This is a genomic window from Streptomyces sp. NBC_01689, assembly GCF_036250675.1.
Taxonomy (GTDB): domain Bacteria; phylum Actinomycetota; class Actinomycetes; order Streptomycetales; family Streptomycetaceae; genus Streptomyces.
Map to the genome: position 1 here is coordinate 9,053,533 of NZ_CP109592.1, position 19,309 is coordinate 9,072,841.

The following is a 19,309-nucleotide window of genomic DNA, read 5'->3' on the forward strand; positions in this document are numbered from 1 at the left end:
CCGACGAACGGATCGGCCGCCGGCCTCTTGTCCCCGTCGAGACGCCTGTGGTTGAGTGACATACGGGACGATTGAAACGATTCAATCACTCGGCGGGGCGGTGGCCGTGCCGTGCCCCGAGACGTCCGCGGCCGATGGAGGCAAGCTTGAGGAAGCGCGGGATGGCTGTCGGGCTGATGCTGTCTTTCGTGGTGGCCGCGTCAGGTCTGGCCACGACACCCGGGGCGGCGGCGGTGTCCGGCGCGGACATCCGGCAGGGGCGGTCGACAAGCGGGCCGGCGCCGGTGGTGAGCGACCTCGAGGTCGAGCATCAGGTCCAGCCCCTGGGTGTCGACGTCCCCCGGCCGGGCCTGAGTTGGCGGTCGGCCCTGGGCCGTGGCGCGACCGGGCGCGCCGCCGCCGGGCAGACGGCGTACGAGATCGAGGTGTCGACGTCGCGCGACGGCCGGGGAAAGGTGTGGGACAGCGGACGCGTGCGCTCCTCCCGGTCCTACGACGTGACGTACGGCGGACCCGCTCTCACGTCACGTACCCGCTACTACTGGCGCGTACGAACATGGGACGGCGCGGGGGAGGTGTCACCGTGGAGCGATGAAGCCCGGTTCGAGACGGCCTTCGTCGACCCCGGTGACTTCCAGGGGAGTTGGATCGGGGCGCACGCGAAGGCTCCCGCGCTGCGGCTCGACGACGCGAACTGGATCTGGTACCCGGAGGGGGACCCGTCCGACTCGGCTCCCGCCGGGTCGCGTTACCTGCGCCGGAGCTTCGACCTGCCCGACGGGGCGCGGATCGGCTCGGCGGAGACGCAGCTCACCGCCGACGACCGCTTCACCCTCTACGTCAACGGCACCGAGGTGGCCGGCTCCGCGCGCGTCGCGGACTCCTGGCGCACCGCGACCGTCGTCGACATCGCCCCGTACCTGCGCACGGGCACCAACGTGCTCGCGGTGGAGGCGACGAACACCAGCCAGGGGCCGGCGGGCGTGCTCGGCAGCGTGCACTTCGAAGGGGCGGGATCACCGGCCGACCTCGTCACCGACAGTGCCTGGAAGGCCGCGAACTCCGCGGACGACGGGTGGGAACAGCCCGGACACGACGACACGGCCTGGCCGAACGCCCGCGTGGCAGCCCGCTACGGCTCGGGTCCCTGGGGCCGGTCGGTGTCGGCGCCACCGCCCCCCGAGACACTGCTGCGGGACGAGTTCACCGCGAGCAAGCCCATCGCCTCGGCCCGGGCCCACATCGCGGGCCTCGGGTACAACAAGCTCTACCTGAACGGCCGACGCATCGGCGACCGCGAGCTCGAACCCGGATTCACGGTCTACGACAAGACGGTCCTGTACGCCACGTACGACGTCACGGACGCGCTGCGCACCGGCGGCAACGCCGTCGGGGTCAGCCTGGGGCGCGGCTTCTACTCGATGACGAACCCCGACGAGTGGAAGGCGTCGTCCTGGTGGGGCGAGCCCAAGCTCAAGCTGGAACTCGACCTCACCTACACCGACGGCACACACCGCCGAGTGGTCAGCGACAGCGGGTGGAAGGTGTCCGACGGACCGACGATCACCGAATCGCTCTGGTTCGGGGAGAGTTACGACGCCCGCGCGGAGCAGCCCGGCTGGAGCCGGCCCGGCTTCGACGACACCGCCTGGCACCCCGCGCTGAACGTCGACGGGCCGAAGGGCACCCTCCGCTCGGAGAGCTTCCCGCCCGTCAAGGTGACCGATCATCTGAATGCCGAGCACACCACCGCTCCGGCCGAGGGCACACACGTCTACGACTACGGCAGCCCCACGGCGGGCTGGGCCCGCATCGGTGTCCAGGGGCCCGCCGGAGCGACCGTGACCGTCACCTACGGTGAGAAGCTGCGCGCCGACGGAACCGTCGACAACACCGGGGCCTTCGGGATGGCTCTGCAGACCTACTCGTACACCCTCAAGGGCGACGGAGTGGAGAGCTACCAGCCGAGTAACAGCTACGCCGGATTCCGCTACGCCCAGGTCGTCGTCCCCCAGGGCGTCACCCTCCGGTCCGTCGACGGGATGAGGGTCCACACGGCGGTGCGGACGACCGGTGACTTCACCAGCTCGAGCGACCTGCTGAACCGCTACCAGGACGCCCAGGCCGACACCGTCCTCAACAACCTGCACTCGATCCCGACCGACACACCCATGTACGAGAAGCGCCCTTACACGGCCGACGGCTTCCTGTACGCGGACTCGGCGATCGCGAACTTCGACATGCGGAACTTCTACGAGAGCTGGATGCGCTCGCACCGCGACGACCAGAACGCCGACGGATCGATCGGCCCCACCGTCCCCACCACCGAGTCGGGCAAACTGGTCAAGGACCCGGTCTGGTCGGCCAGTTACGTGCTCGGTACCTGGGACCTGTACTGGTACTACGGAGACACGAAGGCGGTCGCCGAGAACTACGACGGGATGAAGGCCTGGCTGGCGTACTACGAGCACGACATCGCCGGCACCGGCGGTATCTACACGGGCTTCAGCTACGGCGACTGGCTCTCCCCGGAGGGCTCCAACGCGCCCGAGGGCACCCGGCTTTCGGGAACCGCGTACATCTACCTCACCGCGACCCGGCTCGCGACGATGGCCGAGGCGCTGGGGCATGACGCCGACGCGCGGCACTTCGACGCGTTCGCGGCCCAGGTCAAGGACACCTTCAACGCCACCTTCTACCACCGGGACAAGGGGGCCTACTACGACAACGAGGCGGCGGGCTATCGGCAGACGTCGAACCTGCTGCCGCTCAGCTTCGGTCTGGTACCCGAGGAACACCGTGCGGCCGTGATCGACCACCTCGTCGCGGACCTTCACGCCCGAGGCGACCACCTGGACACGGGCGCCCTCGGCACCAAGGTCCTCCTTCCTGTCCTCACCGAGGCGGGGCACGCTGATCTGGCGTACGCGGTGGCCACCAACCCCACCTATCCGGGCTGGGGTTACTGGTTCGAGGGCCTGGGAGCCACGACGATGTGGGAGGAGTGGAACGCGAACTCGCGCTCGCACGACCACGCGTTCATGGGCACGGTGGACGACTGGCTCTACCAGGACGTCGCCGGTGTCCAGGCCACCGCACCCGCCTACGCGAAGGTGCGGATCCGGCCCCACGTCGTCGGCGGCCTGACCCACGCCTCGGCCCATGTCGAGTCACCGCTCGGCCGGATCACCTCGTCGTGGGCCCGGACGCGGGGGCGGTTCACCCTGCGCGTCGACGTGCCGATGGGGTCGACCGCCGACGTCCTCGTGCCGGTCGGCGGGCGGCAGACGGCCCACGCACCCGCGGACGCCGTGGCCGGCGAACGCGAGGGCGGATACGCCCACTTCACGGTCGGCGCGGGCAGCCACAGCTTCCGTGTGACGGGGTAGGCCCGGCCCCCGGCAACTTCTGCGCCGCGTGCCTTCGGCGCCTCGGCCCTCCCCGGTCGTGATCGCGTTCCGCGTCCGACCGGTCGGGGCCGAGGGCCATGAGTCGCGTCGGACGGCCGGGGGCAGGTACCGGCCTGCCCCTGGCCGGGGGCGCCCGAGGTCAGGTGCGGCGCGCCGCCCAGACGGTGCGCTCGGTGCGTACCACCAGGTCGTCACGGCGCAGGATGCTGTGCGGTCCGTCGGTGTCGAGGAGGCGGTCGAGCGCGGTGAGGTCGTCGGGGGAGAGCGTGACGGCCGCGGTGTCGCGGATGCGGCGCAGACTGCCGAGGGCGTAGCGGCCGATCGCCTCGCTGCGCGAGCCCTCGATGTGCACGGCGACGGTGCGCTCGCCCTCGATCGCGAACCCGGCGGCGGTCAGCATCGGGCCCCAGTCGGCGCCGCGGTGGGGCACGTGCTCGGCGTGGAAGCGGTCGGTGGCGGCGTGGCAGCGCTCCTCCAGACCGGGCCGGTCCTCCGGCGCGCCTTCGGGCAGGAAGCGGGGGAAGCCGACCAGTTCGACGACCGCGAAGAGGCCGCCGGGCGCGAGCGTGTCACGCACGGCGCGCAGCGTGCGGCCGGGGTGGGCCATGTGGTGCATGGAGGCCGACGCCCACACCAGGTCCGGCGTCCCGAGGTCGGGCCACGTGGGGTCGTCGAGGTCGGCCTGCACCGTCCGTACGCGCTCCTGCACACCGCGGGCGCAGGCCTTCTCGCGCAGGTGCTGGAGGTGGCCGGGGGACGCGTCGACGGCGGTGACGTGGGCGTCGGGGAAGCGGTCGAGAAGGGCGAAGGTGCCCGCGCCCGTGCCACAGCCCAGATCCACGATCCGGCGCGGACCGGCCGCCAGCGGCAGCCAGGCCGTGACGGACGCCAGATGCTCGGCCAGCACCTCGGCGTCGAGGTCGAGGATCTCCGCCTCGCCGTCGGGTCCGTGGTCCTGGTGGGCGCCGTGCGGAGCGTCGTCGTGGCGGGTGTGCGCGTGAGCTCGGTTCATGGCTTCACGGTAGGACCGTCATGCGCCTCGGGCACAGGTTCTCCCGGAACGCGCAAGGCGATGGCCGTGTCTGCTGCCCGGCGCGCAAGACCGGACCGGTCGCCCGGCCCTCTCGGTCATGCGTCCGTGTCCCGTGGAGCGGGCGGGTCCGTCCCCTCGCGCTGGTGGCCGCGGCGGGCGTCACGGTCGAAGATGCCCAGGATCTCGCAGGGACCACCCTCGGCGCCGATCGCGTGCGGCATCATCGTCGGGAACTCCGCGGCCTGGTTGGTCTCGATACGGAAGCGGCGGTGACCGAGCATGAGGGTCGCGGTGCCGGACAGGACGACGAGCCATTCGCGCCCGGGGTGCGCACGCATGCGCGCCGGGTTGTCGGGTGCCGGTTCGGTCATGCGCTGCCGCACCACGCTCATGCCGGGGTCACCCTTCACCGGCCAGCGCATCAGGCTGTGGGCGCTGTCGATCATCGGGCTGACGACCACGTCGTCGGCCGCGTTCTCGACGAGCTGGTCCAGCGTGGTGTCCAGGGCGCGGGCGAGGGTCACCAGCTGATCCAGCGCGAGGCGGCGGCGGCCGTTCTCGATACGGCTCAGTGAGGACTGGCTCAGGCGGGCGCGGGTGGCCAGCTCCTCCAGCGACCAGCCCTGCGCCACCCGCAGCGCGCGGATGCGTTTGCGCACCAGGCTGTCCAGCTCTTCATCTTCTTGCGTCATGGGCAACATCGTATGCCTCGGATGCAAGGCGGGATTAGCGTCCTCGCGTGGACGGCCCGCGGCGCGGTGGCCTCCGCCCTTCTCACGCGGCGACCGGCTCCGTCCCGGCGCCGACCCGCCATGCCCCTCTCCGGGAGGACCCATGAACACGAACCGGCCCGCACAGCCCACCGAACCGGGAGGTGGTGTGCCCGACGCACGTCGGCTGCGCGCGATCCTGATCGCCGTCTCCGTCGCCTTGATGGCCGTCATCGCCTCGGTGTCCGGGCTGAACGTCGCGCAGACCCACATGGCCGTCGAGTTCGGTGCCGCGCAGAGCACCGTCCTGTGGATCATCAACAGCTACACCCTCGTCCTGGCCGCGCTGCTGCTGCCGCTCGGCGCCATCGGCGACCGGCTGGGCCGCAGGCCGGTGCTGATCACCGGACTGGGTGTCTTCGGTGCCGCGAGCGTGCTCGCGGGCCTGGCCCGGTCGGCCGAGATCATGCTCGTCGCACGCGTGGCCGGTGGCGTCGGCGCCGCCATGATCATGCCCGTCACCCTCGCCGTCATCACCTCCACCTTCCCCGAACGGCAGCGCGGCAAGGCGATCGGCGTGTGGACGGGCGTCGCCGGAGGCGGCGGCATCCTGGGCATGTTCCTCTCCGCGCTCCTCGTCGATGTGGCGGACTGGCACGGGCTGTTCGTCCTGCCGGTCGTCCTGGTCGTCGTCGCTCTGGCCATGACGCTGAGGTGGGTTCCCGACTCCCGCGAGAGCTCGGCCCATCGCTTCGACACCGTGGGCGCGCTGCTCTCGGCCGTCGCCGTCACCGGACTCGTCCTCGCCCTGCAGGAGGGACCCGAACGCGGCTGGACGAACCCCAGGACACTGATCGGCCTCGCCGTCGGTGTGATCGCCGCCATCGGCTTCGTGGCCCGGCAGTTGGCGCGCCGCGACGCCGCGCTGCTGGACGTGCGCCTGTTCCGTGAGCGCGGCCTGACCGGCGGCTCGATCACCCTCCTCGTGGTCTTCGGCGTCCAGGCCGGCATCGCCGTGGTCCTCTTCCCGTTCTTCCAGGCGGTTCTCGGCTGGTCGGGGCTGCGGTCCACAGTGGCCCTGATGCCCATGGCCGTCATGATGATGGCGGCTTCGGGCCTTGCTCCCAGGCTCGCCGCGCGGACGGGCTCCCGCCGGACCATGGCCGCGGGCATCGCGCTGGCCGCCTTCGGACTGGCTCTCATGGCCCTCTTCGTCTCCGTCGACGGCGGTTATCCGGCCGTCCTGCCGGGCCTGCTCGCCATGGGCACCGGCATGGGCCTGTCGATGACCCCCGCCACCGAAGCGGTCACGGCGTCGCTGCCGCGAGAGAAGCAGGGCGTCGCGTCCGCGCTCAACGACGTCACGCGCGAGTTCGGCACCGCACTCGGCGTCGCGCTGCTCGGGGCACTGCTGTCGGCGGGCTACCGCAGCGCCATCGACGACAGGCTGGACGGCATCCCCCAGGGGGCCGCGGACACCGCCCGGCAGGGCGTGGCCAACGCCGTCGAGGTGGCGGGCGACAACGGCCCGTACGCGCACGACCTGGTCCAGGCCGCCCAGCAGTCCTTCGTCGACGGCTGGAAGCAGGCCATGTGGGCGGGCGTCGCCGTCATGGGCGCTCTCTTCCTCCACGTCGCCCTCCGCGGCCCGAGGGACGCGACCCCCGCCGCCGAGGGGACCGGCGCCACGGAGGCCGCCGCCACCCGGTGACCGCGGGAGAGCCGGTTCCGCGACAGAGAGCCGCTCCCGCGGAAGCCTTGCTCAGAAATTACTGATCAACCGTGAACTCGCCCTTCGAGCATCAGCGTTAACGAGGTGTCAGAGGCCCGCCGAGTCTTCGTGCGGCGGGCCGCACGGTCACCAGTGAATCGAGTGCGTGTGAGACGACGAGAATGGACCTGGGCCGGAACCGTTTCGGGGAGACGCCGGGGGGCGGGCGCGGCGGCAGCGATCATGACGCTGGTGTGTGCCTCGCTCCTGGCGAACTCGCCGGCGGCGGTTCCCGCCGCGGCGGTCTCCGCCCTGGCGAACTCGCCGGCGGCGGTTCCCGTCGCGGCGGTCTCCGGTACACCGAAGCCCCCGGTCACGCGGCTGACCGGGACCGCGAACTCCGGTGAGAGCGTGGCGCGTCTGCACCAGGAGGTGCGCGACGGGACGCTTCTCGACCACCATGCGCAACGGGACGTCTGCCCCCGGTGCCACGCCAAGGTGGTCACCGAGGACTCAGCGGGGAAGACACCGCTGAGGTCGGCGGCCCCGGTCGGCTACAGCCCGGCCGAACTGGAGGCGGCCTACGGCCTGACCACCGTCTCCCGCAGCACGCGGACCATCGCCATCATCGACGCGGGTGTCTATCCGACGCTGGAGAAGGATCTCGCCGTCTACCGCGAGGAGTTCGGGCTTCCGGCCTGCACCACGGCCTCCGGGTGCCTCACCCTGACGAACTACGACGGGAGGAGGCAGCCGGCCGCGCAGACGGGAGCCCAGGGCAGCTACCTGGAGGAGCAGGTCGCCGTCGAGACCGCGCTCGACCTCGACATGGCCTCCGCCGCCTGCCCCACCTGCCGCCTCCTGGAGATATCCGTGCCGTGGCAGGACGCCCAGGACGACAACGACGTGTCCACCGCCGACTTCGCCCGCGCGGTGAACACGGCGGTGGACGCGGGCGCGTCGGCGGTCAGCATCAGCTACGGCTACCGCACGGACGTTCAGAACACACGGGGCCCGCGTGCCACCGCTCTGGACCACAAGGGGGTGGCCATCACCGCGTCCACCGGCGACACCGGCTTCAACGGCGGCATCCACCAGTCCTGGCCGTCCGCGCTGCCCTCGGTGATCAGCGTGGGCGGCATCACCCTGCCCGCCGACGGCGAGAAGCCCACCGCGTGGTGGGCCGCGGGCAGCGGGTGCGAGACGGCCTTCCCCGCCGCCACCGGCCAGCCGCGTTCGGTCGCGGCGGCCTGCGGCGGTCACCGGGCGGCGTCCGACATCTCCGCGGACGCCGATCCCGCCACCGGGGTGGCCGTGTACGACACCTACGCACCCAGCAGCGACGACCCGTACGAGTGGGCGGTCGCCGGAGGCACCAGTGCTTCCGCGCCCTATGTGGCCGGACTGTTCGCCCGCGCCGGCCACCTCTCCGCGGTCGACGGACCGAGGAGTCTGTACCGCGCTCCGAAGGCCGGCTTCACGGACATCACGAGCGGCAACAACGAGGACTACCACCAGTGCGCCTCGTACACCGGCGTCACCACCGCCGTGTGCACCGCGGGCCCGGGCTGGGACGGTCCGACCGGTCTCGGTGTCCCGCACGGCCTGGGCGCGTTCTGACCAGGCCGTCTCCCGGGCCGTGCCGGCCCGCCTTTCCTACGTGCTGTGGAGGTACCCCATGCGTCTCAATTCCCGTGCCGCGGCCGTCGGGGCAGTGGCCGCCGCCCTTCTGCTGAGCGGTGCGGCGGTGGCGAGCGCCACCATCGGCGACACCGCGGCCGCCGGGCCCGTCGTACGACCGGCGGCCGCGAAGGCACCGGCACCCCGCCCGTGCACCATGGACGACGTCTCGTTCTACTTCGGCGGCTACACCGCGAGTCTCAGCCGACGCAGCTTCGACCTGACCCTGCTCGCCCATGACGGCGTCTCCTGCACCCTCAAGGACACACCGCTGATCACCGTGAAGGGAACCGCCGACGAGGACAAGCCCATTCCGGTCAGCGTGAACGGCCGGGGCGGCACCCTCGTCCTGAGGCCCGACTCCCCGCTGCACACCACGGCGATCTACAACATCCCGGACGCCGCCGAACACACCCTCAAGGTCGGCTCGATGACCCTGTCCATGCCCGATCGCACCAGCCGCAGCACGTACTTCTACACACCCGGAGCCAACGAGGTGTACCAGGCGGGTGTCACGTTCACCTCCTGGACCACCGGGCTCGGGCTGGGACAGGGCGAGGAGGCCTACTAGGAGGTGACCGCTGCCGCGGACAACTCCCGCTCCGGAGACGGGGTCGCCCGCGGAAGCACGGGTGGGCCGGCCCGCGAGGACCGGCCCACCCTTCATGCCCAGTCGGGCCGACAGCGCGTCAGTGGTGCGGTTCCCCGCGCTGTCGGCGCCCTGGCACGGCCTTCCGTGCTACTTGCGCTTGAGCGTGAAGTTGCTGGTGACCGTCGCTCCCTTCTGGATCTTCACCGTCGTCACGGTCGGCTGGTAGCCGTCCTTGGCGACGATGACGGTCAGCGGATTGTTACGGGTGTCGAGCCAGAGCGCGTAGGTGCCGTCGGCGGCGGTGGTGAGGGTGTACGTCGACGCCCAGCTGTCGATCTGCACGGTCGCCCCGGCCAGCGGCGCGGTGCCGCCGGACGCGGTGGCGCCGAGGACGGTACCGGTGATCTTGCCCCAGGTCTTGGGCGGGTTGACATGCAGGCTGACCGGGACGCGCGGCACGGAGTACGGTGTGTCGGTGCCGACGGTGAGGGCTGCGGTGAAGTCACCGGGCTGGGTCACCTCGGGGACCGAGGCGTCCAGGGAGACGGTGACGGTCGCCTTCGCACCGGGCTGCAGGGTGAACTGGTCGGTGCTCTCACCCAGCCAGGTGATGTCGCCCGATCCGGTCTGGTCGTAGCCGGGCAGCAGCTCGGCCTTGGACGTCGGAGTACTCGGTGCGGTGCCGCCGCCGACCTTGTAGAAGCCGGGGGCGCCGCCGCCCCGGTAGGTGGGAACGGTGGGGTTGGGCAGCGCGCTCCAGGTACCGGCCTTCGGGTCGAAGGCCTGGCTGCGGTTGGTGAGGGCGTTGTTGCCGACACCACCGGCCAGCAGGAGCTGCCCGTTGGCCGCGGTGTAGGCCGAACCCCACTGCGGGGCGGGCATGTCCGCGAGCGGGGACCAGCTGTCGGCACCAGGGTCGTAGACGTAGGTGTGGGACACGTCGCTGTTTCCGGAGCCCAGACCGCCCGCGCAGTAGAGCAGGTCGTCGACGGCCCCGCAGGCCTGCCACGAGATGGGCTCGGGGTAGGCGGCGATCGCGGACCACGAGTCGGACTTGGGGTCGTAGACACTGGCGTCGGTGGTGCCGCAGGAGTCGGCGCCGCAACCGCCGACCATGTACAGCTTGCCGTCGAGGACGGCGCTGCCGGAGCCCGCGTACGGCTTGGGCGCGGACGCGCCCGTGGTCCAGCTGTCCGAACCCGGGTCGTAGATCTCCAGTTTGGCGTCGGGGTTGCCACTCGCCGCCCAGCCGCCGACGGCGTAGAACTTGCCGTCGATGAAGCCGTGCGCGGGGTCCTCACGGGTGTCGGACGCGCTCGCCAGCTTGGTCCAGCCGCCGGCGACCGGGTCGAGGACGTACATGTCCTTGCTGTCGGCCGTCCCGGTGAAGCCGAAGGCCGAGTAGACCTTGCCGTCCTGGGCGCTGACAGCGTTGTCCATGATGGCGCCCGGGAAGTCCGGGGCCGTCTGCCACGGGCCGTCGGCCGGCACGGCGGCGGGCCCGGCCGTACCGCTCTTGGCGTGGGCCTTGCTGGACAGCGGAGTGAACTCGCCCTTGACGGTCCGCAGCGCGGCGCCCTCGCCCTGCTGGGTGAAGGCACCGGACTGCTCGCCGAGCTTGACCGTGGCGGGCGCCCCTCCGGTGTTCTTCACCGTCAGGTTCTGCGTCTTGGAGCCGCCCCAGGCGACGGTGGCGGCAACGGACCCGGGGGTGACGGTGATGTTTCCGGCCTTGAGGGTGAAGTCGGCCGCGACCGCGCTGTCGGCCCCGACCTTGACCGCCTTGGACTGGGAGGAGTACTTGGACCTGGCGGCGGTGAAGGAGTGGCTGCCGAAAGTCGTCGAGAAGAGCGAGTAGTAGCCGTCGGAGAGGTTCGGGTCGTCCGGGGTGGCGACCGAGGCGGCCTGCTCGGTGGGCTTGTCCTGGCTGGTGACGGTGGCGCCGACCACGCCCGTGGAGGTGTTCGCGTCGCTCACGGTGCCGACGACGAGAGCACCGGGGGTGGGCGTGACCGCGCGGTCCCCGATGAAGACGTTGTCGACGGACCACCACCAGCCGAAGTGCGAGGCGAAGTGGAAGCGCAGCCGCACCGCGGACTTGCCCGCGAAGTCGGTGAGCGGGACGGTGATCCGCTGGCCGGGGAAGATGGACGAGCCCGCGGTCCAGACCTTGGTCCAGGTCTTGCCGCCGTCCTCCGTCGCCTCGACCTCGGCGGTCTGGTTGTTGAACTGCTGGTACTGGGTGTTGAACGCCAGCTCCGGGTCGTCCTTGCCGGTGAAGTCGTAGACCGGGGTCACCAGCGAGGTGTCCTGGGTGGCCGCGCCGCCGAAGTGGTCGCTGTCGGCGATGGCGAACGCCCCGTCACCGCCGGTGCCGTTGCCGCGGTTGGAGGGGTCGTCGAACTGCCAACCACCTTCTGTCCCTTCCGCGTTGACCACACTCCAGCCCGTCGGCGGGGCGTCGGTGGCGTCGAAGGGCTCGGTGGCGCCGGTGTCGTGGACCTGGTATCCGGGTGTGCTGGTGGCCCAGGAGTCGACGGGGACCTGGAAGCCGACGGTCTGGTCGGAGCCGCCGACGTCGACCTTCTTGGTGACGGCCCGGTAGCCGGTGGAGGCCGTGGCGACGTGCAGGGTGTAGGTGTGTCCTTCGGGCAGGTCGAGGCTGTAGGAGCCGGTGACCGGGTCGGTCCACACGGAGCCGGGCACCCCGTCCGCGGTGATCCTGGCGTAGAGCGGCCATCCGTGGCCGGAGCCGTCCACGACCTTGCCGGCCACGGTCCGGCTCGCCACCGGGGTGAGGGAGAAGCTCTTGGTGAGGGTGGCGCCGTCGTCGACCACGACGCCGCCGGCCGAGCCGTCGGCGTAGCCGAACGCCTGGACCGTGACGTCGTACGTGCCGGTCGGCACGGTCAGGGAGTACGCGCCGGAGGAGTCCGTGTGCGCGACGTTGGTGCCCGCGCCGACGGTGGCCGAGGCGACCGGCTTGCCGGTGGCGCTGTCGGTCACCGTGCCGGAGATCACGCCGTGCGGACCGCTGCGGAACGCGGACAGGCCGGCCGGGGTGCCGAGGCCGGTGGGACCGTCGTAGCCGTCGGTGCCGTTGCACAGGTACGACGGGGAGCAGGTGCCGTTGCTGCCGGTGGTGATGTCGTTGATCCCGGCGTGCGTGGCGTACGGGTAGGAGTTCGGGTAGGTGCCGGGCACGGGGGTTCCGGCGTCGGCGTACACCGACGCGATGATGGGCGCGGAGACGCTGGTGCCGCCGTACACGGCCCAGCCGCCGTTGCCGTAGGTCTGGTAGACCGCGACGTCCTCCGCGACGGCGGAGACGTCGGCGAGCGCCCGCTTGTCACAGCCGGTGTCGTGCTGGAAGGCCGGCTTGGGCTCGTACAGCGAGCAGCCGGAGCCGGCGAGGTTCCAGGCCGACTCCGTCCAGCCGCGCGGTGTGGACGGCGCCCGGGTCAGCGTGGTGCCGCCGACGGAGGTCACGTACTGGGAGGCCGCCGGGTAGCCGACCCCGTAGGCGTAGTCGCCCGTGGACGCCGTGATGGCGACACCCGGGTGGTTGTAGTGGGCGTCCAGTGTGGTGGTCTCGGACGGGTCCTCGCCGGTCCCGCCGCGGTAGTCGGTGCCGTACGAGTTGGAGACGAACTTCGCGCCGAGGGCGACCGCCTCGTCCACCGCCGCGGACAGGCTCTCGAAGCTGTTGTCGTCCGCCTCGACGAGCAGGATGTGGGCGTTGGGCGCGATCGCGGAGACCATGTCGAGGTCGAGGGAGATCTCGCCGGCCCAACCGGGGTCGGGAGTGGGGTAGTCGGTCCCGCCGCGCTGGTCGACCTTGTGGAAGCAGCCGCTGTCCGAGGTGCAGGCGGGCAGTCCGTACTGCTGACGGTAGACGGCGAGGTCCGCCTCGGCGCTGGGGTCGTCGAAGGCGTCGACGATGGCGACGGTCTGCCCGCCACCGCCGTCGGCCGCGAGGTTGTACGCGCTCTGCAGATCGGCGGCACCGTAGCCGTCGGGTGAGTCCGCGGCCCGCATCACGCCCTTGACCGACTTGACGTCGGAGCGGCGCAGGGCGAAGCAGGAGAAGTGGCTTCGTTTCGGGACGGCACAGGTCGGCTCGAAGAGCGGACGCGCGCTGTCGGCGGAGGCGGAGGTGGAGGTGTGCGCGGCGGTCGAGGCCGACGCCGGGACCTGGAGACCGAGCAGCGCCATCGCGGTGGCGCCGAACACGGCCAGGCCGGCGGAGACGGTCCGACGGAGCGGGGATCTGGTTCTCGCTGTAGTGCCTGTGGTGCGCAACGTGTGACTCCCATGCGTGGTTGCTGGGGTCGACCCGTACACGGCTCTCGGGCGACGGTGAATGGGTTGGTATTCACCGGGGGCTAATTAGCGGGACCAGTAATTCGCGTGTCAATCAGTTGCGTTGGGTGACTGCGGTGACGGTCCGTCAACAGTGAGGGCCGATGGACGCGTCCTTGACCTGCGATTCAAGGGCGTTTCACAGGGAATGCGCGATTCCGTCCGTCCGTTGAGCGGACGCAATACGCCCCCCGCGAAGCCGTGTTCAGCGGAATGTGTCCAAGGCGTGAATACGACACGGCGTCAAACCGCCAGGTGTCCGCGTTGACCGGCCGACACGAATGGTTGGACTTTTGTGCTGGTCAACACGTCACTTCCGCCGAGCGCCCCCGTTCCGCACGATGCCGGGCCCCGCCCCGTCACCCCATGGAGACGTCCTTGCTGCACAGTTCGCCCGCCGGTCCCGGACGGCGCAGACCGTCCCGCCCACGGTCCCTCGCGGCCACGGTGGCCGCCGCCGTCCTCGCCGTCCTGGGGGCACTGCTGCCCGGACAGGCCTTCGCCTCGGCCTCGCCGTCCCGTCCGTCCGCTTCCCCGGCACCGGCCGTCTCCGCCGAGCCCGCCTGCGGCGCCCCCCGCCCAGGCTCCTTCACCTGCTTCGCCCTGCGCCGCACCGACGTACCCGCCACCCTCGGCCTGCGCCGCGACGCGGCGGGCCGGACGGACCCCGACGGCTACTCACCGGCCGACCTCCGCGCGGCCTACGGGCTGCCGGCCGACGGCGGGGCCGGGGCCACGATCGCCGTCGTGGACGCCTACGACAATCCCGGCGCCGAGGCCGATCTCGCGGTCTACCGACAGCAGTTCGGGCTGCCCGCCTGCACCTCGGAGAACGGCTGCTTCCGCAAGGTCGACGAGCACGGCGCCACCGCCTACCCGACCGCCGACGACGGCTGGGCGGGGGAGATCTCCCTCGACCTCGACATGGTCTCCGCGATCGCGCCCGACGCCCACATCCTGCTGGTCGAGGCGGACTCCCCGTCCTCCGACGACCTGGGCACGGCCGAGAACACCGCGGTGTCCCTCGGCGCGCGCTACGTCTCCAACTCCTGGGGCGGTTACAGCGACGACAGCGGGCAACTGGCCTACGACGAGGCCTACTTCAACCACCCGGGCGTCGCCGTCGTGTTCAGCTCGGGTGACAACGGATACGGCGCCAGCTACCCGGCCTCCTCGCCGTACGTCACCGCGGTGGGTGGCACCTCACTGGTCCGCGACGGCAGCGCCCGCGGCTGGGACGAATCGGTGTGGAACACCACCACCGTCGACGGCGACGGCCAACAGCACTGGGGCGCCCCGGGATCCGGCTGCTCGGCGGTCGAGCCCAAACCCGCCTTCCAGTCCGCCGTGGACTGCCCGGGCCGCTCGGTCGCCGATGTCAGCGCGGTCGCCGACCCGGCCACCGGAGTGGCGGTCTACAACTCGTTCTCGGACGGCGGCTGGAACGTCTACGGCGGCACCAGCGCCTCCGCACCGATCATCGCCGGTGTGTACGCGCTGGCCGGCACCCCCGTCTCCGGGACGTATCCGGCCGCCTACCCCTACCAGGCACCCGGCGCCCTCCACGACGTGACCCGCGGCGACGACGCCAGCTGCGCCGACCGCTCGGTGTGCGGCCACGGACCGACCCCCGAGTGCACCCCCGCCTTCACCTGCTCCGCGCAGCCCGGCTACGACGGACCGAGCGGCCTGGGCACACCCGACGGCACGACCGCCTTCCGCCCCGGCCCGCACGGCACCGTCTCCGGTTCCGTCACCGACGCGGACACCGGCCGACCGGTGCCCGGCGCCACCGTCGCGCTCGGCGACCACCGGACGACCACCGACACCCGGGGCGCCTACCGACTGGACATACCGGCCGACGCGTACGGGCTGACGATCAGCGCCTTCGGTTACCGTGACTCCGGCCTCGGCACCGTCCACGTGACCGACGGCACCACACTGACCAGGAACGCGACCCTCACCGCGCTGCCCTCACAGACCCTGTCCGGCACCGTCCGTGACGGCGGACAGCACGGCTGGGGCGTCTACGCCCGGCTCATGGTCGACGGCGTGCCCGGCACGTTCCACACCGACCCGGCGACCGGCCGGTACACGGTCCGTGTCCCCGAGGGGCACACCTACACGCTGCGCGCCACGGCGCTCTACCCCGGCTACCGCCCCGCCGACACCACCGTCCAGGTGCGCTCCGCCCCGCGGACCGCCGATCTGGCACTGCCGCTCGACACCACGGGAACCCTGGCTCCCGGCTATGAGATGACCTACCACGGCGGCGGGTCGCAGTCCTTCCCGACCACCGCCACACCCGACGGATGGACCGTCCGCGACCACACCGCGGCCGGCGGCTGGCAGTTCGACGACCCGCTCAACCGGGGCAACCAGACCGGCGGCACCGGACGGTTCGCCGAGGTGGACGACTTCGCCCTGGGCTGGGCCCCCGCGGACACCGAACTCATCAGCCCCGCCTACGATTTCAGTGCCGAGCGAGCCCCACAGCTGCAGTTCGACACCTCGCTGCCCTCGCTCTACCGGGTCGGCGACCTGACCGCCGACGTGGACGCGAGCACCGACGGCGGAGCGACCTGGACGACCTTGTGGCACCACACCGACATCGTCGCAGGACCGGCCCACCAGACGGTGCCCCTGACCGCCTACGCGGGCAAGGAGTCGGTGCGCGTCCGATTCCACTTCACCGGCTCCCTGACCGGCATCTGGCAGATCGACGACGTGACGGTCGGAACCCCGACCCTGGTCACCCGCCCCGGCGGCCTGCTGGTCGGACAGGTCGACGACGCCAACTCCGGCCACGGCGTCCTCGGCGCGACCGTCGCCGCCGCGGCCGTGCCCGCCGACAGCGGCCGCATGGTGGCCGCTCCGGGCGACCCGGCACACGGCGACGGACTGTACTGGCTGTTCTCCTCGCGCACGGGTGCGCGGAGATTCACCGCGGGACTTCCGGGCTTCGGCTACCCGCCGGTCAGCGAGACGGTCAAGGTCCGGCCGGACACGGTCACGCCGGCCGACTTCACCCTGCACCCCGCCCAACTCCGTTACGACGTCTCGGCGGTGGCGGCCGACGTGCCGTGGGGCGCCCGGAAGGACGTCACGGTCACGGTCCACAACACCGGGGGCTCACCGGCCACCGTCTCGCTCGGCGAGCAAGGTCTCGGCGGTACCCCGACGGCGTCCGCCGGGGTACCGGCCCGGCACACCAAGGCCGCCCTCACCCCGGACTCGCTGCCGCGCACCGCCGCCGCACCGACCTCCGGGACAGGTACGCCGGCCGCGCAGGAGTGGTCCGCGCTGACCGACCTGCCGACCGGGACCTTCGCCGGACTCGCGGCGGTCGACCACGGCACGCTGTACGCGGGACTGGGTGAGGCACCCGGCGGCCGGTGGAGCGGTGCCTTCTCCGCCTACGACCCGGGCACCGCGACCTGGCGCGCGCTCACCGCGCCGGCCACCAAGAGGCTCGGCCCGGCCTACGGCTTCATCCGCGGCAAGCTGTACGTCACCGGCGGCCGTGACGCCTCCGGCGCCCCCATCGCGGGTGGCGAGGTCTACGACCCCGCCACCGACACGTGGTCGCAGATCGCGGACGCGCCCAAGGCCTACGGCGCCGCGGGCTCGGTGGTGCTCGGTGACCGGCTGTACGTGATCGGCGGCTGCGACCGGATCAACTGCGGCACGGCCGACGTCCAGGTCTACGACCCGGCGACCGACGCCTGGTCGGCGGGCGCGCCCTACCCGGAGCCGATCTCGTACCCGGTGTGCGGTGCCGCGGACGGCGTCGCCTACTGCGCGGGCGGCGCCTACGAACCCGACGGCCACGCACCACGGGCCACCGAGCACACCTACGCCCTGGACCGCGCGAGCGGGACCTGGCACCGGGTGGCCGACGCCCCGGCCGACCTCTGGGGCGCCACGGGGACAGCGGCCGACGGCCGGCTCCTGGTGGCGGGAGGCTTCGAGGTGAGCGCCGGCGCGCTGACCAACGAGGCGCACGCCTACGACCCGTCGACCGACACCTGGTCGTCGCTTCCCAACATGGCCGAACCCCTGCTCGGCGCCCAGTCGGCACCCGGCTGGTTCGCGGTCGGCGGCATGGACGCCTTCAGTGTGCCGCAGCCCGCCGTACGTGAACTGCCGGGCTGGGACCAGGCGCACGGCGACGTACCCTGGCTCGCGGCATCGGCCGGGAAACTCACCGTCAAGGCGCACGGGTCGGCCCGGATACGGCTGACCCTGGACGCCGGGGTGATGACCGCCGCCGACTCCGGCGCGCACCGGGCCGCGCTCGTCGTCGACACGGACACCCCGTACGGTGCGGTGTCGCTTCCGGTGACCATGACGGTGGTACCGCCGGCGGACTGGGGACGGCTGACCGGGACCGTCACGGGGACGACGCCCGCCGGCGAGGCGGAACCGCTCGCCGGGGCCACGGTCGACATCGACGCCCCGGACGCGGCGCTGACGGTGACGACCGCTCAGGAGGGCACGTACTCCGCCTGGTTGCCGGTGAGGAACGGCCCGGTACGGGTGGTCGTCTCCGCCGACGGGCACCGGCCCGCGGCCCGGTCGATCCGGTTGGTGAAGGGGGGAGTGGTCACGTCGGACTTCCGTCTGCCGTCGAGATGAGACGGGTCCGGCCGGGGCACCCGGCCGGACCGTTGCCCGGCGGAGCGCATCGCGCGCCGCCGGGCAACGGGCGTCCCGCGCACCGGGCTCACGAACCGGCGTGACCAGGACCGCCGCTCAACGCCATGGGTCCGGACGGCCGTTGTTCGTGATCCGGCTGCCACCAGCCGCGACTGGCCGCGAGCACTCCCGCCTGGAAACGGCTCGCCGCCCCCAGCCTGCCGAGCAGTGTCTGCACCCGGCGCTGAACCGTGCGATGTCCTATACCCAGTTGGCGGGCGATCGCCTCGTCCGACATCCCCATGGCCAACAGGGAGATGATCCGCCGCTCCTCGTCGCTGACGAACTCGTTCGGACCGACCGACGCCGGCTTCCCCGGCAGATAGGGCTGCGCCTGCTCCCACAGCGACTCGAAGAGAGTGGACAACGCGTCGAGCAGGGCGGAAGGGTGGACCAGAATGCACGCGTCCAGCACCTGAGGCGTGGCGAGCAGCGGGATCAGGGCCGCCTGGTCGTCCGCGATGATCAGCTTCATCGGGGCCTCGGGCAGGAAACGGACCTCTTCGCCCGCCGCGATGTCGTCCTCCACCCGTGCCACGACACCGGGCATGCTGAGCGTGTCACGAGCGTGGATGAAGCGGCTGCGGACACTGCGTCCGGCGACGGCGGTGGCGGAGTTGACACGTTCGCCGTCGCTCGCCTGGGCGTAGGGAGGCGCGTCGATGCCGCGGAGCTCACGCTCGGCCCGTTTGAACAGTTGCTGCCCGCAGCGGGCGACGCCGTCGCGTCCGGTGACCACCTGGATCAGCGACGTCGAGTCCCGGCTGCGACGAGCCTCGCGGTGCCGCTCCGTCAGCCGCTCGCTCAGCGCCCGCACCCGGTGGATGTCGCGTTCGCGCGCGAGCAGGAGGACTTCCAGGGCGTGGTCGGGGGGCAGCGCGGTGTACCAGGGAGGAGTGCCGGGGAGCCGGGATATCAGGCCACCGTCCTCCAGTCGCACCAGGGCCGCGACGGCGACCTCGGGCTCGATGCCGGTTCGGCGGCACAACTCGTCGACGGACAGGGGTGGGTTGTCGACCAGGATGATGTATAACGCCTCAGCAGGCTGGTCCAGCCCGAGAACCTCCAGCATGGTCACCTCCGACCACAACCTAGCCTGCGACACCCTCATGA

General features: G+C 71.8%; 9 protein-coding genes. 5 read left to right on the plus strand and 4 right to left on the minus strand.

Annotation, left to right across the window (positions count from 1 at the left end; translation table 11 throughout):
• Positions 1-161 precede the first annotated feature (161 nt).
• Positions 162-3,389 (plus strand): family 78 glycoside hydrolase catalytic domain, encoded by a 3,228-nt coding sequence (locus OG776_RS38760; RefSeq protein WP_329323416.1) that lies wholly within the window; start codon positions 162-164, stop codon positions 3,387-3,389.
• Positions 3,390-3,549: 160 nt separating this feature from the next.
• On the opposite strand, the gene OG776_RS38765 is transcribed toward OG776_RS38760, so the two are convergent.
• Both OG776_RS38765 and OG776_RS38770 read right to left on the minus strand, forming a co-directional pair.
• Positions 3,550-4,422 (minus strand): class I SAM-dependent methyltransferase, encoded by an 873-nt coding sequence (locus OG776_RS38765; RefSeq protein ID WP_329323417.1) that lies wholly within the window; start codon positions 4,420-4,422, stop codon positions 3,550-3,552.
• Positions 4,423-4,538: 116 nt separating this feature from the next.
• Complete coding sequence (locus OG776_RS38770; protein ID WP_222723813.1) at positions 4,539-5,135, minus strand: helix-turn-helix domain-containing protein; 597 nt, start codon at positions 5,133-5,135, stop codon at positions 4,539-4,541.
• 142 nt (positions 5,136-5,277) lie between these two features.
• Here OG776_RS38770 and OG776_RS38775 point away from each other — a divergent pair, with 142 nt between their 5' ends.
• From OG776_RS38775 to OG776_RS38785, 3 genes are all read left to right on the plus strand, one after another.
• Positions 5,278-6,864: an MFS transporter gene (locus OG776_RS38775; RefSeq protein WP_329323418.1), complete on the plus strand. Its 1,587-nt coding sequence runs from the start codon at positions 5,278-5,280 to the stop codon at positions 6,862-6,864.
• 252 nt (positions 6,865-7,116) lie between these two features.
• Positions 7,117-8,484: a S53 family peptidase gene (locus tag OG776_RS38780; protein WP_329323419.1), complete on the plus strand. Its 1,368-nt coding sequence runs from the start codon at positions 7,117-7,119 to the stop codon at positions 8,482-8,484.
• 58 nt (positions 8,485-8,542) lie between these two features.
• The gene (locus OG776_RS38785) at positions 8,543-9,115 is read left to right on the plus strand and encodes a hypothetical protein (protein ID WP_148011204.1); all 573 of its coding nucleotides are present in this window, start codon (positions 8,543-8,545) and stop codon (positions 9,113-9,115) included.
• Positions 9,116-9,283: 168 nt separating this feature from the next.
• Here the strand turns inward: OG776_RS38785 and OG776_RS38790 are convergent, their stop codons facing one another.
• Positions 9,284-13,351 carry a carboxypeptidase regulatory-like domain-containing protein gene (locus tag OG776_RS38790; RefSeq protein ID WP_443077395.1) on the minus strand — a complete coding sequence of 1,356 codons (4,068 nt, stop codon included), beginning with the start codon at positions 13,349-13,351 and terminating at the stop codon, positions 9,284-9,286.
• A 525-nt stretch (positions 13,352-13,876) separates the two neighbouring features.
• On the opposite strand from OG776_RS38790, the gene OG776_RS38795 reads away from it, so the two are divergent.
• Entirely contained in the window at positions 13,877-18,136 is a 4,260-nt protein-coding gene (locus OG776_RS38795) for a carboxypeptidase regulatory-like domain-containing protein (protein ID WP_329323422.1), read from the plus strand.
• Positions 18,137-18,224: 88 nt separating this feature from the next.
• Here OG776_RS38795 and OG776_RS38800 read toward each other — a convergent pair whose 3' ends face one another.
• Positions 18,225-19,268, minus strand: a complete 1,044-nt coding sequence (locus tag OG776_RS38800; protein ID WP_329323423.1) for a helix-turn-helix domain-containing protein — start codon at positions 19,266-19,268, stop codon at positions 18,225-18,227.
• Positions 19,269-19,309: the final 41 nt, after the last annotated feature.